Source organism: Xanthomonas sp. 3307 (assembly GCF_014199735.1).
Taxonomy (GTDB): domain Bacteria; phylum Pseudomonadota; class Gammaproteobacteria; order Xanthomonadales; family Xanthomonadaceae; genus Xanthomonas_A; species Xanthomonas_A rydalmerensis.
Map to the genome: position 1 here is coordinate 372,161 of NZ_JACHOG010000005.1, position 16,037 is coordinate 388,197.

Genomic DNA, 16,037 nt, shown 5'->3' on the forward strand with positions numbered 1-16,037 from the left:
GGGAGCGGGACCCGACTGACGAATCCCAACTCCCGAATCCCCAATCCCAGCGCTTCAGCGATCCGGCTGATGCCGCGCCAGACCCTGCTCCTGCATCTGCGTGAACTCCTTCGACGGCTCGTCCAGCTTGTCGCCGAGCATGCGCCGCACCATCACGAAGAACAGCGGGATGAACAGCACGCCCAGCACGGTGGCGAACAGCATGCCGCCGATCACGCCGGTACCGATGGCGTGGCGGGCGTTGGCGCCTGCGCCGGTGGAGATCGCCATCGGCAGCACGCCGAGGATGAACGCGAACGAGGTCATCAGGATCGGGCGGAAGCGCAGGTGCGCCGCCTCGGCCGCGGCCTCGCGCAGGGTCTTGCCCATCGCCCGCTGCTCCACCGCGAACTCGACGATCAGGATCGCGTTCTTGGCGGCCAGGCCGATCACCGTGATCAGGCCGATCTTGAAGTAGATGTCGTTGGGCAGGCCGCGCAGCAGCGAGAACGCCACCGCGCCGAGCACGCCGATCGGCACCACCAGCAGCACCGACACCGGGATCGACCAGCTTTCGTACAGCGCCGCCAGGCACAGGAACACCACCACGATCGACAGCACCAGCAGCAGCGTGGCGGTGTTGCCGGCGATGATTTCCTGGTACGACATGCCGCTCCAGTCGAAGCCGAAGCCCGGCGGCAGGTCGTTGTTGACGATGTCCTCCATCGCGCTCATCGCCTGGCCGGAACTGCCGCCCGGCGCCGGGTTGCCGACGATGTTGATCGCCGAGTAGCCGTTGTAGCGGCTCAGCGACGGCGAGCTGTAGATCCAGTCCGAGCTCACCACCGTGCTCAACGGGATCATCTGCGGCAGGCCGCTGCTGTCGGTGGCGGTGTTGCTGGGCACGTAGAAGTTGCGCAGCGACTCCGGACCGGTGCGGAACGGCGCATCCGCCTGCATGTTGACGCGCTTGATGCGGCCCTCGTAGAAGAAGTCGTTGACGTACACCGGCGCCAGCATCAGCTGGATCGACTGGTAGATGTCGCTGACCGACAGGCCCATCGACTGCGCCTGCACGCGGTCCACCTTCAACTGCAGCTGCGGCGCGTTCTCCAGGCCGTTCGGGCGCACCCCGGCCAGGGTGTCCTGGCGCTGCGCGGCCTTGCCGAGCACGATGTTGCGCGCCTGCAGCAGGGCTTCCTCGCCCTGGCCGCTGCGGTCCTGCAGCCACATGTCGAAGCCGCCGAACTGGCCCAGGCCGTTCACCGTGGGCAGGTTGACCACGAAGATCTGCGCGTCCTTGATGCCGTAGAACATCCCGTTCAACTGCTGGATCAGGTCGCCGGCGGCGATGTCGCGCTCGTCCCAGGGCTTGAGCCGGATGAAGCCCATGCCCACGTTCTCGCCGCGGCCCAGGAAGCTGAAGCCGGCCACCTGCAGCATGCCTTCGACCGCCTTCTGCTGCTGCAGCACGCCGCGCATCTGCGCGAACACCTCGTTGGTGCGGGTCTTGGTCGCGCCCGGCGGCAACTGCACGATCGCCAGCGCGAAGCCCTGGTCCTCTTCCGGCAGGAAGCTGCCGGGCATGCGCGTGTACAGGAACCCGCACAGCACCAGCAGCAGGGCGAACACCGCCATCCAGCGCGGCGCGCGGCGGATGGTGTTGCCGACCGCGCCGACGTAGCGGTGCGAGAGCTTGTCGTAGTACTTGTTGAAGGTGCGGTAGACCCAGTTCGGGTTGTCGTTGTGGGTGGGCTTGAGAAACGCCGCGCACAGCGCCGGGGTGAAGCTCAGCGCCAGGAACGCCGAGAACGCCATCGACATGGCGATGGTGATCGCGAACTGCTTGTAGATCGCGCCGGCGGCGCCGGGCTGCATCGACGAAGGGATGAACACCGCCGCCAGCACCACGGTGATCGCCACCACCGCGCCGGTGATCTGGGTCATGGCCTTGTGCGTGGCCGCCTTCGGCGCCAGGTGCTCCTCGGACATGATGCGTTCGACGTTCTCGATCACCACGATCGCGTCGTCGACCACGATGCCGATCGCCAGCACCATCGCGAACAGGGTCAGCTGGTTGATGGTGAAGCCGATCGCCCACATGCCCAGGAAGGTGCCCAGCAACGCCACCGGGATGACCAGGGTGGGGATGATGGTGGCGCGGAAGTTCTGCAGGAACACCAGCATCACCAGGAACACCAGCACGATCGCCTCGGCCAGGGTCTTGACCACTTCCTCGATCGAGATCTTGACGAAGGTGGTGCTCTCGTACGGCGTGAACCAGGTGACGCCCTGCGGGAAGCTGGGCTGCAGCTCGTCCATCTTGGCCTTGACCGCCGCGGACACGTTCAGCGCATTGGCGCCCGGCAGCAGCTGGATCGCGAAGGCGCCTGTCGGCTTGCCGTTGTACTGGGTGTCGAAGCCGAAGTTGGTCGGGCCGAACGCGACCCGGGCCACGTCCTTCAGCCGCACCACGGTGCCGTTGCCGTCGGCGCGCAGGATGATGTTCTCGAACTGCTCGGGCGAGGTGAAGCGGCCCTCGGCGCTGACCGTGGCGGTGAACGACTGGCCCTGCGGCGCCGGATCCGAGCCCAGCGAACCGGCAGCGAACTGCACGTTCTGGGCGCGGATCGCGGTGTACACGTCGTTGGCGGACATGTGGTAACCCTGCAGCTTCTCAGGGTTGAGCCAGATGTCCATGGCGTACTCGGCACCGAACTGCTGGGTGCTGCCGACGCCGGGCACGCGCGAGATCTGCTCCAGCACGCGCGAACCGACGATGTCGTTGAGCGCGTCGCGGTCGATCGACGGGTTGTCCGAGCGCAGCGCGATCACGCTGAGGAAGCCGGCGTTGGCCTTGGCCACCACCACGCCCTGCGCGGTCACTTCCGATGGCAGGCGCGGCGTGGCCAGCGACACCTTGTTCTGCACCTGCACCTGGGCGATGTCCGCGTCGGTGCCGGTCTCGAAGGTCAGGGTGATGGTGGCGGTGCCGCTGGAGGACGACGACGAGCTGAAGTACAGCAGGTGGTCGATGCCGGTCAGCTGCTGCTCGATCACCTGGGTGACCGAGCGTTCGGTGGTGCTGGCGCTGGCGCCGGGATAGGTGGCGGTGACGGTGACCTGGGGCGGGGCGATCGAGGGATACGACTCGACGCCGAGATTGAGGATGGCGATCACGCCGCTGAGCGAGATCAGGATCGCCACCACCCAGGCGAAGACCGGGTGTTCGATGAAGAACTTAGGCATGGGGGGAGTCCGTTACTGCTTCGGCTGGTCGGAATGCGAGGCGGCGTCCGGCGTGTCGCCGTGCGCTGCGCCCTGCGCCGGGGCGGCGCCCTTGGCCGGCGCCGCGGCGCCTTGCGCGCCCTGGCCGGGAGCCGCGCCGGCACCCGGGCCCTGGCCCTGGGCGGCGGCGTTCGGATCCCACGGCTTGGCCACGGCCGGTGCGCCTTCCTTGACCTTGGGCAGGCCGCTGACCACGACCTGGTCGCCGCTCTGCAGGCCGCCGCTGACGATCCACTTGTCGCCCTGCTGGCCGACCGTGGTCAGATCCTTGCGTACCACCTTGCTGTCCTTGCCGACGACCATGGCATAGGCGCCCTTGGCATCGCGCAGCACCGCGGCCTGCGGGATCAGGTACACGTCCTTGCGCTGGCCCAGGTTGGCCGAGAAGCTGACGAAGGCGCCGGGCAGCAGCACCCGGTCCGGATTCGGCAGCAGCGCGCGCAGCGTCACCGAGCCGGTGCTCGGGTCGACCGCGGCGCCGGAGAAGTCCAGGGTGCCGGCATGCGCGTAGCTGCTGCCGTCGCCGAGCTTGATCTGCACGGTCGACTTGTCCTCGGCGTTGAGGGCGACGTTGCCCTGGGTCTGCGCCTGGCGCAGCTGCGCCAGTTCGTCGGAACTCATCGAGAAGTTGACGTACAGCGGGTCCAGCTGGTCGATCGTGGTCAGCAGGGTGCTGTCGCCCTGGCCGACCAGCGCGCCCTCGGTGACCTGCTGCTTGCCGGCGCGGCCGGCGATCGGCGCGGTGACGGTGGCATAGCCGAGGTTGATGCGCGCGGTTTCGACCGCCGCACGGGCCTGCTGCACCGACGCGGCGGAACTGCGCTCGGTGGCCTCGGCGTTGTCCAGGTCGGACTTGGACACGTAGGCCTGCGGCGCCAGGCTGCGCGCGCGGGCGGCGGCGGCCTTGGCGTTGGCGTAGGTGGCTTCGGCGGCGGCCAGCTGGCCCTGCGCCGAGGCCAGGGTCGCACGCAGCGGCGCCGGATCGATCTGGAACAGCGGCTGGCCTTCCTTGACGTCGGTGCCTTCGGTGTACAGACGCTTTTCCAGCACGCCGGGCACGCGGGCGCGCACATCGGCGCTGCGGAATGCGGACAGGCGGCCGACCAGCTCGCGCTCAAGCGGCACGGTCTGCGGCTGCGCCTGCAGCACGCCCACTTCCGGCGGCGGCATGGCCTGCTGCTGATCCTGTTTCTTGCAGGACGCCAACACCACCACGACGGCGCAGGCCAGGGCGAGAGAACGCAACGGGGAGGTCATCGGGTGGTACTCCGGTCTGGTTTTGTAGAAGGAAGGGAAGGGGCGGCGGCGAACGCGCGCAAAAAGCCGTCCACGGCGAACTCGGCCCAGGCGCGCTGCGCGGCGGCGTCGCCGCGATGCGCGCTATGGAAGCGCTGACGCTCGAAATCCATGCCGACGATCATGCTCAACAGCAGCTCGGCCATGAAGTGCGGATCGTCATGCCGGAGCTGGCCGCGGGCGATGGCACCGCGCAGGCGCTCGCTCAGGCGCTGCATCAGCGCGCCGGCGCTGTCGCGGAACATGGCGCGGGCTTCTTCGGGGAAATGCCGCGACTCGGCGGCGATCAGCTGACAACTCTGCAGCACGCGCGGTTCCGACAACTGTTCCAGGTATTCGCAGGCGAAGCGCAGCAGGCCGCCGCGCAGGTCGTCCTGTACCGGCTCCAGGTGCGCGGTGGCCAGGTCCAGGTGGTCCTGCAGCGCCCGCTGCAGCAAGGCCTGCTTGCTGCGGTAGCGGCTGTACAGGGTCTGCTTGGAGCAGCCGGCGCGTGCCGCCACCGCGTCCATGCTCAGGCCCATGCCTTCCTCGGCCAGCAATTCGCGCACGGCGACGTACACGCGCTGGTCGCGCGCCTGGCGCTGTGCGGCGGAGGCGAGGGGGGTGCTCATTGATTGTGGACTATACCGTCCAGTTTAGAATTAGAACAGCCTTGACACAGGGGCGTTCTTGCTGACAACAGCGCGGCCGACAAAGCATGGTGACCGCCGCGTGACGAAGATGTTGTAGACACTTTGCCCGATCTGGCGCGTGGTCTCTGGCGCACCGTCGGTTTGCGATGCAGCAAGGTAGTTGAACAAGGCACCGGTACAATTCCGGCTTTCCCATCGAGCATCGTTGCTGCTCTCCGTCATGAAACCCAAACACGCCGCTTCCCGTTCCACCTCTTCGGCCGCTGCCAGCACCTCCGCGACCGCGTCCGCCGCCAAGTCGGCCAAGGCACCTGCGAAGTCGCCTGCCAAGGCCAAGACCCCGGCCAAGCCGGCTGTCCCGCGCAAGGCCGCGCCGCCGGCCAAGCCGGCCGTGACCGTTCCGGCCACCGCCAAGGTGATCGACGCCGCGCCGGTCGCCAGCGGTTTCAGCTTGGCGCCGGTGTTCGCGGCGCTGCGCAAGCGCTACCCGGCCGCACGCCAGGAGCAGGCGCAGACCTTCGCCGAGGAGTTCTACAAGCGCATGGAGGAGGACGAGTTCCCCCACCACAGCGCGCAGGAGTGGGCGGCACTGGCCGCGTCGATGCTGGAATTCGCGCGCAAGCGCAAGCCGGGCACGGTCAACGTGCGGGTGTTCAACCCGAATCTGAAGGACGACGGCTGGGAGTCGTCGCACACCGTGCTGCAGATCGTCAACGACGACATGCCGTTCCTGGTCGATTCGGTGAGCATGGCGCTGGCGGAACTGGGCATCGGCGTGCACGTGCTGGGCCACCCGGTGCTGCGCATGCAGCGCGACAAGGGCGGCACGCTGGAGAGCGTGGGCGAGGGCAAGGCGGAATCGCTGATGGCGCTGGAGATCGACCGCCAGCCGCCGGAGGACATGGCCCAGGTGGAAGCGGCGATCCGGCGCATCCTCGGCGAGGTGCGCAACATCGTGCGCGACTGGGGCAGCATGCGCGAGAAGATGCTGGCGTTGGCCGACGACCTGACCACGCGGCGCCTGCCGGTGGACGACAAGGGCCGGCGCGAGGCGCAGGAGTTCCTGCGCTGGGCCGCGGCCGACCACTTCACCTTCTTCGGCTACCGCGAGTACCGCGTGGAGAAGCAGGGCGGCGAAGACGTGCTGGCGCCGCTGGAAGACAGCGGCCTGGGCCTGCTGCGCGGGCAGGACAAGTCGCCGGCGCGGCCGGTGCGCACGCTGGCCGCACACGGCCTCAGCGAGTCCGGTACCAAGGAAGCGCTGATCCTGACCAAGACCAATGCGCGCTCGCGGGTGCACCGCAGCGGCTACATGGACTACATCGGCGTGCTGGAGTTCGACGCCAAGGGCCGCATCATCGCCGAGCAGCGCTTCCTCGGCCTGTTCACCTCCAGCGCCTACAACCGCCGCCCGTGGGAGATCCCGCTGGTGCGCGAGCGCTTCGACTCGGTCATGCGCAAGTCCGAGCTGACCCCGAGCAGCCACAGCGGCAAGGCGTTGCGCCACATCCTGGAGACGCTGCCGCGCGAGGAGCTGTTCCAGTCCAACGAGGAAGAGCTGTACCGCACGGCGATGGGCATCCTCGGCCTGCAGGAGCGGGTGCGCAGCCGCCTGTTCCTGCGCCGCGACAAGTACGGCCGCTTCATTTCCGCGCTGGTGTACATCCCGCGCGAGCGCTTCAACACCGACGTGCGCCTGCGCATCGAGGCGCTGCTGAAGGACGCGCTGCACGGCGAATACATCGATTCCAGCGTGGTGCTGGGCGAATCGCCGCTGGCGCAACTGCACCTGATCGTGCGGCCGAAGCCGGGCGAGGCGCTGGAGTTCGACACCAGCGAGCTGGAGTCGCGTCTGGCGCACCTGCTGCGCAACTGGCACGACGACCTGCGCGAAGCGCTGGTGGCCAGCTGCGGCGAGCGCGACGGCCTGCGCCTGGCCGCCGGCTACGGCCGCGCGCTGCCGGCCGGCTACATCGAGGAGTCGACCGCGCAGATCGCCGCGCGCGACGTGGAGCGCCTGGCCGCGTTGCGTGGTCCGGAAGACCTGCATCTGAGCCTGCAGGCGTTGCGCCGCGACGGCGCCGACAGCCTGCGCCTGAAGCTGTACCGCCAGCACGACGACCTGCCGCTGTCCGACGTGCTGCCGATGATGGAGAACCTGGGCCTGCGGGTGATCTCCGAGCGTCCGTACCGGCTGGTGGTCGACGGCACCGCGCTGTCGATCCAGGATTTCGAGGTCGAGCCGCTGGCCGGCAGCATCGACGTGGAAGCCGCCGACGCGCCGCTGTGCGAGGCGTTCGTGCGGATCTGGCGCGGCGATGCCGAGAACGACGGCTTCAACCGCCTGATCGTCGGCGCCAGCCTGAGCTGGCGCCAGGTCGCGGTGCTGCGCGGCTACTGCAAGTATCTGCTGCAGACCGGCGTGCCGTTCTCGCAGGCCTACGTGGAAGAGACCTGCAACCGCTATCCGCTGCTGGCCCGGCTGCTGGTGGAACTGTTCGAGGCGCGCTTCGATCCGGCCACCGGCAACGAGAGCAAGGCGCAGATCGCCGAGGGCCAGGCCGCGCTGTCCGCGCAGCTGCGCCTGCTGGCCAACGGCGACGATGCCGCGCTGAAGGCGCTGCAGCCGGTGATCGACGCGCGCAGCGGCAGCCGCGCCGCGCAGCTGGAGGCGGTCTCGGCCGCGCTGCTGAAGCTGTTCGACCAGGTGGCGAGCCTGGACGAGGACCGCATCCTGCGCAGCTTCAAGGGCGTGATCGAGGCGACCCTGCGCACCAGCCACTACCAGCGCGCCGCCGACGGCGGGCTGGGCCACTGCATCAGCTTCAAGCTGGATTCGGCCAAGGTGCCGGACCTGCCCAAGCCGCGTCCGTACCGCGAAATCTTCGTGTACGGCCCGCGCGTGGAAGGCGTGCACCTGCGCTTCGGCGCGGTGGCGCGCGGCGGCCTGCGCTGGTCCGACCGGCGCGAGGACTTCCGCACCGAGGTGCTGGGCCTGGTCAAGGCGCAGATGGTCAAGAACACGGTGATCGTGCCGGTCGGCGCCAAGGGCGGCTTCTTCTGCAAGCGCCCGCCGGTCGGTGGTGACCGCGATGCGGTGCTGGCCGAAGGCATCGCCTGCTACAAGCTGTTCATCCAGGGCCTGCTGGACATCACCGACAACATCGTCGGCGGCAAGATCGTGCCGCCGCCGCAGGTGGTGCGCCACGACCAGGACGATCCGTACCTGGTGGTCGCCGCCGACAAGGGCACGGCCACCTTCTCCGACATCGCCAATGGTCTGGCGCTGGACCACGGCTTCTGGCTGGGCGATGCGTTCGCCTCCGGCGGCTCGGTCGGCTACGACCACAAGGGCATGGGCATCACCGCGCGCGGCGCCTGGGAGTCGGTCAAGCGCCATTTCCGCGCGCTGGGCCGCGATTGCCAGAGCGAGGACTTCACCTGCGTGGGTATCGGCGACATGTCCGGCGACGTGTTCGGCAACGGCATGCTGCTGTCGCGCCACATCCGCCTGCTGGCCGCGTTCGACCACCGCCACATCTTCCTCGACCCGAACCCGGACGCGGCGACGTCCTTCGCCGAGCGCGAGCGCCTGTTCAAGCTGCCGCGCTCCAGCTGGGCCGACTACGACGCCAAGCTGATCAGCGCCGGCGGCGGCATCTACCCGCGCACGCTCAAGTCGATCGAGATCAGCGCGCCGGTGCGCGAGGCGCTGGGCCTGGAGCCGGGCGTCAAGCAGCTCTCGCCGAACGACCTGATGAACGCCATCCTCAAGGCGCCGGTGGACCTGTTCTGGAACGGTGGCATCGGCACCTACGTCAAGGCGGCCAGCGAGACCCATGGCGACGTCGGCGACCGCGCCAACAACGGCCTGCGCGTCAACGGTGGCGAACTGCGTTGCAAGGTCGTGGGCGAGGGCGGCAACCTCGGCCTGACCCAGCTCGGCCGCATCGAGGCCGCGCAGGTCGGCGTGCTGCTCAACACCGACTTCATCGACAACTCGGCCGGCGTGGATACGTCCGACCACGAGGTCAACATCAAGATCCTGCTCAACGACGTGGTGCAGGCCAAGAAGCTGACCCTGGACGCGCGCAACAAGCTGCTGGCGTCGATGACCGACGAAGTCGCCGAACTGGTGCTGTGGGACAACATCCGCCAGAACCAGGCGCTGAGCCTGATGGAGCGGATGAGCGTCACCCGCCTGGGTTCCAAGCAGCACTTCATCCGCACCCTGGAAGCGCAGGGCCTGCTCGACCGGCAGATCGAATACCTGCCCTCGGACGCGGAGATCTCCGCGCGCAAGGCGCGTGGCCAGGGCCTGACCCGGCCGGAACTGGCGGTGCTGCTGTCCTATTCCAAGCTGGTGGCGTTCCAGCAACTGCTCGAATCGGACATTCCCGAGGACCCGTACCTGTCCAAGGAACTGCAGCGCTACTTCCCGCAGCCGCTGCAGAAGAAGTACGCCGACGCGATGGAGCTGCACCGCCTCAAGCGCGAGATCATCGCCACCGCGGTGACCAACACCACCATCAACCGCATGGGCGCCACCTTCCTGATGCGCATGCAGGAAGACACCGGCCGCAGCATCGCCGAGGTCGCCAAGGCCTACACCATCAGCCGCGAGACGCTGGATGCGCGCGCGCTGTGGACGCAGATCGATGCGCTGGACGGCAAGGTGCCCGAGTCGGTGCAGATCGACGCGCTGGAGGTGATCTGGACGCTGCAGCGCGCCTTCGTGCGCTGGCTGCTGTTCCGTCCGGGCCCGATGCCGGGCATCACCGCGGCGGTGGAGCGCTATTACGAGCCGTTCAACGACATCCGCGTCGCCTCCGGCGTGCTGCCCGATTCGCAGCGTCCGCGCTACGAAGCGCTGGTGCAGGAGTGGCAGGACAAGGGCCTGCCGCCGGCGCTCGCCCAGCAACTGTCGGAACTGCGCTTCCTGGAGCCGGCGTTCGACATCATCGAGATGGCGCGCACCCGCAAGCTCAAGCCGGTGGAGGTGTCGAAGGTGCACTTCCGCCTGGGCGAGGCGCTGCAGCTGCCATGGCTGTTCGAGCAGATCGACGCGCTGGAGGTCAACGGCCGCTGGCATGCGGTGGCCCGCGGCGTGCTGCGCGACGAGTTGGCCAAGCACCACGGTGTGCTGGCCGGCCAGGCGCTGAGCCTGCCGGGTGGCACCGCCGAGGCCAAGGTGCAGCATTGGCTGCAGCGCGACGACAGCAGCCTGCGCTTCACCCTGAGCATGCTGCAGGAACTGGCCGCGCAGAAGACGCTGGACTACCCGACGGTGTCGGTGGCGGTACAGCGGCTCGGCCAGCTGGCGGCGCACGGCGTGTAGCCCCGTGGTCAGGCCCGCTGCGCGGGCCTGACCCAACCGCTTGCGCCGCAAACGGTTGGCGCCGCACGGCGGCCTTGCCTATCCCCCGCGGCTTCGCCGCGCCCCCCTTAACAGAAGGGGGGCTCTCCTCCATTGCCGAGATTGGGAAGTCGGGATTGGGGATTCGCCAAGCGGATCCCCATCTCTCGACGCGACAGCCCGCTTCTGCGAATCCCCAATCCCGATTCCCGAATCCCGGCTTTCATGACCGGGCAGGTATGATCGGCGCCATGAATGCGCCCATGCCGTCCTCGCCCCGCATCTGCTTCCTCGCCAGCGTCACGCCGGAATCCCAGCGTGCGCGCGAACAACTGGTCACGCGCTACGGCGATTGCGAGCCCGCCGACGCCGATGTGCTGTGCGCGCTCGGCGGCGACGGCTTCATGCTGCAGACCCTGCATCGCCACGGCAGCCTGGGCAAGCCGGTGTTCGGCATGAAGCTGGGCACGGTCGGCTTCCTGATGAACCAGTTTCGCGACGACGATCTGGTCGCGCGTTTGGCCCTGGCCGAGCCGGCCAAGCTACGGCCGCTGGAAATGCTGGCGCAGACCGAATCCGGCGCCACCACCGGCTCGCTGGCCTACAACGAGGTCTCGTTGCTGCGGCAGACCCGCCAGGCCGCGCACGTGAGCATCGATCTCAATGGCCAGACCCGGGTCGATGAACTGATCTGCGACGGCGTGCTGGTGTCCACCCCGGCCGGCAGTACCGCCTACAACTCTTCCGCGCACGGACCGATCCTGCCGTTGGGCTCGCACACCCTGGCGCTGACCCCGATCGCGCCGTACCGGCCGCGGCGCTGGCGCGGCGCGATCCTCAAGGCCGACATCGAGGTGCGCTTCCGCGTATTGGACCCGTACAAGCGCCCGGTCAGCGTCACCGCCGACTCTCACGAGACCCGCGACGTGGTCGAAGTCACCATCCGCGAATCCCGCGACCGCCTGGTCACTTTGCTGTTCGACCCGGAACACAATCTGGAGGAGCGGATCCTGAGCGAGCAATTCATGGTGTAGGGGCGGGGATTCGGGAGTCGGGATTGGGGATTCGCAACAGCGCATCCGCTTTGCTTCCGGTCTCCAGTCCACGTTCCGACTCCTTTGCCCGCTTTTGCCAATCCCCAATCCCCACTGCCGAATCCCTGCTCTCATGTCTGACAACTCCCCCCGTCTGCTCACCGTCGCGGTCACCTCGCGCGCCCTGTTCGATCTGGAAGAGGGCCATGCCCTGTTCGAGCGGGACGGCGTGGAGGCGTACAGCGCGTACCAGCGCGAGCGCGAGGACGATGTGCTGGCGCCCGGGGTCGCGTTCCCGGTGGTGCGCAAGCTGCTGGCGCTGAACCAGGGCACGCCGCCGGAGACGCCGCCGGTGGAGGTGATCCTGCTGTCGCGCAATTCCGCCGACACTGGGCTGCGCATCTTCAATTCCATCCAGCACTACGGCCTGGGCATCGTCCGCGCCACCTTCACCTCCGGCGAGGCGACCTGGCCCTACGTCAAGCCGTTCGGTACCGACCTGTTCCTCTCGGCCAACCCGGAGTCGGTGCGCCGCGCGCTCAGCCACGGCATCGCCGCGGCGACCATCCTGCCCAAGCCGCCCGGCGAGCACGCCCAGGAGGCGGCCGCGGCGGCCGGCGCGATCGATGCCGATCGTCTGTCCACGCAGCTGCGCATCGCCTTCGACGGCGATGCGGTGATCTTCGGCGACGAGGGCGAGCGTTTCTCGCGCGAGCAGGGCGTGGAGGCGTTCGGCCGCTACGAGCGCGAGAACGCGCGCCAGCCGCTGACCGGCGGCCCGTTCCGCAATTTCCTGTCGGCGCTGCACGCGCTGCAGTCGGCGTTCCCGGCCGGCGAGGCCTCGCCGATCCGCACCGCGCTGGTCACCGCGCGCTCGGCGCCCGCGCACGAGCGGGTGATCCGCACCCTGCGCGAATGGGGGGTGCGCCTGGACGAGGCGCTGTTCCTCGGCGGCCGTCACAAGGGGCCGTTCCTGCAGGCCTTCGGCGCGGACATCTTCTTCGACGATTCGCAGCACAACATCGACAGCGCGGCGCGCGAGCGCGTCGCCGCCGGGCATGTGCCGCACGGGGTCGCCAACGACATCGCCAAGTCGTGAGCGCGGCGCCCGGCGGCGGCCGCTGGGCTGCGCTGCGCCGCCTGCTGCGGCCAGCCGTGGACGCGCGCGCCGACCTGCGTCCCGGGCGACCCTACGTGCGCCATGGCTGGCGCTATACCAGCCTGCAGTTCAAGGGCGAGGTGACGCAGAGCCGCATGTACACCTGGTGGCCGGACGTGCTGCAGGTGGGCTACACCCGCAGCATGCTGGCCGCGCTGCTGTTGCGTCCGGACCCGCAGCGGATCGGCATCGTCGGGCTCGGCGGCGGCTCGCAGGCCAAGTTCTGCTACCGGCACTTGCCGCAGGCGCGGATCGAGGCGATCGAGGCCGATGCCGACGTGCTGGCCTTGCGCGCCGCCTTCCGCATTCCGGACGACGACGCGCGCTTCGAGGCCGTGCACGGCGACGGCGCGCGGCTGCTGCCGCAGCGGCGCGATCGCTACGACCTGCTGCTGCTCGACGCCTACGATGCCGACGGCATCCCGGCGGCGCTGCTCAGCCGCGGCTTCTACGAGGACTGCCATGCGGCGCTGGCGCCGGGCGGGGTGCTGGCGGTGAACCTGTACGACACCGACACCCGCCGCCACCTGGGGCATCTGCGCGCGCTATTCGGCGGCCGCGTGCTGCGCCTGGACGAGCCGGGCATGGACAACCACGTGGTGTTCGCCTGGACCGCCGCGCTGCCGGCGCTGGAGGCGCACGCGGCGCTGGCGCGCCTGCCGTGGTCGGCGCGCTGGCAATTGCGCACGCCGTTTCATCGCTTGCAGCAAGCGATGGCGGGCAGGACTGGGGCCGGCGCTCAGCGCTAGGCAGGATCTGGCTTCGTAGGGGCACTGTGTCCTTCGCGTTGCGACGTGCAGGCGCGATGCTCTGCGCGCCTGCACCATCGGTCTTTTCGGCCGCCACCGGCTGCTCACCCGAAGCGCGGACTGGCGCGTGCCGGTACGGGTCGGGGCGCGCACTGGCACGATGCGCACGGCGGTGCGCAGTCGCTGCAGCGTGATGCTGGTTGCGGGGTGCGCGAGGTGAGCATCTGCGATGTGGCGCGCGCGAGGACATCCTTGCCTGGCGCCTGCAGCGCCCGGTCCGCGGCACCTGTCTGGGCGCTGCCCGCCATCGCTGGCAAACACGTCCCGCTCAGCTGCGATTTGCGAAAATCCTGCCGTCTTTGATGGAAGAGTTCTCGCATCGATGCGTCCGCGACAAGGTTCAGCTGCGTCCCTGCCTGCGCACACAAGCGCACATCCCCAGGCTGCCACGATTCTGTGGCGGACCACGGTTCCCGGCGTGGCCGCCCATCGACTCTGGGTGGATGACCAGGCCGGGCATGTGCTGGTCGCGGATGGATGGGGCGTCAGCTTCGGTGCGCTGCGGGTTCGCGCGCTGGCCATGGCGACGGGGGCCGAAGTGGCATCGGTCGCCCTCGGCAACCAGGCGCGGGCGTTCGCCAGAGACGGCGAGGGCAGCGTGCTGGTGGCCACCGATACCAAGCTGTTCCGGCTCGATGCCGGCACGCTGCGCGTAGTGGAGAAATGGACCTCGCGCATTCCGCGTTACACCGATCGCCTGCTGCCGCTGGGCGGCCACGTGCATGCGGCCAATGCGCGCTCCGCACAACTCAGCGCCATCGCGCTGCCGGATGGCAGCGTACGGCGCAGGGCGCTGGCGGACGAATTGCAGCTGCACGCGACGCCCGACGCGAAGCTCCTGGCGGTGGCGGCCGAGGGCAGCCTCTGGCTGGCGGAGCCGGGCCTGCCGCAGCCGCCCAAGCGCAACGCGCAGACGCCGCCGACCTGCCAATCGGCGATGGATGGACAGGGCCGTCTCTGGCTCTCGCTCGGACCCGGCCGGATCGTCGAGGGCAATCGGGTGTTCTGGGCAGCGCCGACCGCGACCGCCGGCTTCATGGACCCGCCATACACATCGGTGACGGAGATCGACCTCGGCATGGACTTCTGGAACATCGCGGTCACCCGGGATGGCAGCATGCTCTCGGTGGCCGCAACGACGGCGACAACCGACGAGTCGCCGCGCCATGTGCAGACCAGCGTTGCCTCCTTTCGTACCGACGATGGCGGCCGGCACCGGTGGGTGCAGGCGCCGCCGGAGTTCGAGATCGTATCGATGTGCCCTGACGCGGGATGCGCGTTCGCCACCCGCAACCTGTGGCGCAGTGCCGGCGATCCGGAACTGTCCGAGTTGATCTGCCTGCAGCTGTAGCGCTTCCGCGCGCGCCGAGTCGTGTGGGCGGGGACCTCAGCGAGCCTCTTGCAAACGCGCTTGTCGGTGGCTCAGCGGACCACCTCGTCGCGCTTGTAGGAGCGGTTTCAGCCGCGACGGGCGTTACTGATGCCCTGCGTCGCCGCTGATTCATGAGAAGTGATGCTGCGGCTGATGGTCCAACGCTGCGTCGCGTCACGTTAAGTGAGCGGATCGAGATCGCTAGAGTGCCTAGTGTGGGAGGGACTTCAGTCCCGACTGCATGCTGCCCGATGAAACATTGGCGCTTCGCCCGTCGCGACTGAAGTCGCTCCTACAAGAGCAACGCGCATGCGTGGCGGCTCGACGTGGCCTCAAGTCTCCGGCCGCGCCCATTTGCCGCCAACCGCCGCATCGCCTACAACGGCAGCAGGATATTGCTGAGTTTCCACTGCAGGCCGTCGCGCGTGAATACGAAGGGTACCGCGGTGCCGTCGGCGGTGTGCACGGTGGCAACGAAGCGCGTGGTCGATTCGAAGCGGTGCTCGGCCTGGCGCAGCGGTTGCGGCGGGCGTGGCGCGGCGTAGGTGTCGCCGCCGACGGTGTCGCCGCTGGCGCGTTTCCACAATGCATCGCCCTGCATCAGCGCACCGATGCCGGCCGGGGTGACCATCGCGTCCACGCTCATCCCGCCGAGGCCACCGGCCAGCGACAGCAGTGCGCCGCCGAACAGGCTGGACTGCAGGTCCGGCCCGGCGCGACGCACCAACGCATCGTCCACCTGCGCCTTGAGGTTGACCCGCAGGGTGGGGAAGTCGACGTAGCGCTCCAACGCCGCGGCATCGCGCTCGCGCAGCGCATGGTCGATACCGCGGATGGCCAGGTACGGCCCGGCGGCGACATAGCCGCCGAGGGCGAGCAGGGCGAGGAACAGCAAGGCCAGCCATTTCTTCATCGCATGTCTCCTTGCGCGTGTGGGCGTTCTGTAGATACCGTCTTACCCCCTAGCAGGCAAGGCCCCTTTTCGGGTCGAACGCGGTGCCCGATTTGAGAACGCCGTAGGCGAGGTGCAGGAGCTTGCGCATGGCGGCGCACACGATCTGCTTGCCGGCTTTGCCGCGTTCGTTTAGCCGCTGTTTCAGCGCCCGGATGAC

Annotated in this window: 9 protein-coding genes and 1 pseudogene; 5 read left to right on the top strand and 5 right to left on the bottom strand. The window is 68.8% G+C overall.

Going from position 1 to position 16,037, the window contains the following annotated elements; translation table 11 throughout:
- Nucleotides 1-54: 54 nt before the first annotated feature.
- The 3 genes from GGR64_RS14595 to GGR64_RS14605 are packed head-to-tail and all read right to left on the bottom strand — an operon-like array spanning nt 55 to nt 5,174.
- Nucleotides 55-3,228, bottom strand: a complete 3,174-nt coding sequence (locus GGR64_RS14595; RefSeq protein ID WP_184447748.1) for a multidrug efflux RND transporter permease subunit — start codon at nt 3,226-3,228, stop codon at nt 55-57.
- Nucleotides 3,229-3,240: 12 nt separating this feature from the next.
- Nucleotides 3,241-4,524: an efflux RND transporter periplasmic adaptor subunit gene (locus GGR64_RS14600; protein ID WP_160967913.1), complete on the bottom strand. Its 1,284-nt coding sequence runs from the start codon at nt 4,522-4,524 to the stop codon at nt 3,241-3,243.
- The gene (locus GGR64_RS14605) at nt 4,521-5,174 is read right to left on the bottom strand and encodes a TetR/AcrR family transcriptional regulator (RefSeq protein WP_184646707.1); all 654 of its coding nucleotides are present in this window, start codon (nt 5,172-5,174) and stop codon (nt 4,521-4,523) included. The genes GGR64_RS14600 and GGR64_RS14605 overlap by 4 nt, the downstream gene beginning before the upstream one ends.
- Nucleotides 5,175-5,415: 241 nt before the next feature.
- Here GGR64_RS14605 and GGR64_RS14610 point away from each other — a divergent pair, with 241 nt between their 5' ends.
- From GGR64_RS14610 to GGR64_RS14630, 5 genes are all read left to right on the top strand, one after another.
- Complete coding sequence (locus tag GGR64_RS14610) at nt 5,416-10,533, top strand: NAD-glutamate dehydrogenase domain-containing protein (RefSeq protein ID WP_184646709.1); 5,118 nt, start codon at nt 5,416-5,418, stop codon at nt 10,531-10,533.
- Nucleotides 10,534-10,814: 281 nt separating this feature from the next.
- On the top strand, nt 10,815-11,585 hold the full coding sequence (locus GGR64_RS14615; protein WP_184646711.1) for an NAD kinase: 771 nt from the start codon (nt 10,815-10,817) through the stop codon (nt 11,583-11,585).
- A 133-nt stretch (nt 11,586-11,718) separates the two neighbouring features.
- Nucleotides 11,719-12,684, top strand: a complete 966-nt coding sequence (locus GGR64_RS14620; RefSeq protein WP_184646713.1) for a 5'-nucleotidase — start codon at nt 11,719-11,721, stop codon at nt 12,682-12,684.
- The gene (locus tag GGR64_RS14625; RefSeq protein ID WP_184646715.1) at nt 12,681-13,493 is read left to right on the top strand and encodes a fused MFS/spermidine synthase; all 813 of its coding nucleotides are present in this window, start codon (nt 12,681-12,683) and stop codon (nt 13,491-13,493) included. The genes GGR64_RS14620 and GGR64_RS14625 overlap by 4 nt, the downstream gene beginning before the upstream one ends.
- Nucleotides 13,494-13,971: 478 nt before the next feature.
- Nucleotides 13,972-14,904 (top strand): hypothetical protein, encoded by a 933-nt coding sequence (locus tag GGR64_RS14630; protein WP_221236221.1) that lies wholly within the window; start codon nt 13,972-13,974, stop codon nt 14,902-14,904.
- Nucleotides 14,905-15,301: 397 nt separating this feature from the next.
- Here GGR64_RS14630 and GGR64_RS14635 read toward each other — a convergent pair whose 3' ends face one another.
- Entirely contained in the window at nt 15,302-15,838 is a 537-nt protein-coding gene (locus GGR64_RS14635) for a DUF2939 domain-containing protein (protein ID WP_184447756.1), read from the bottom strand.
- Nucleotides 15,839-15,887: 49 nt separating this feature from the next.
- Nucleotides 15,888-16,037: pseudogene (locus tag GGR64_RS20915) on the bottom strand (IS110 family transposase); the annotation flags it as partial.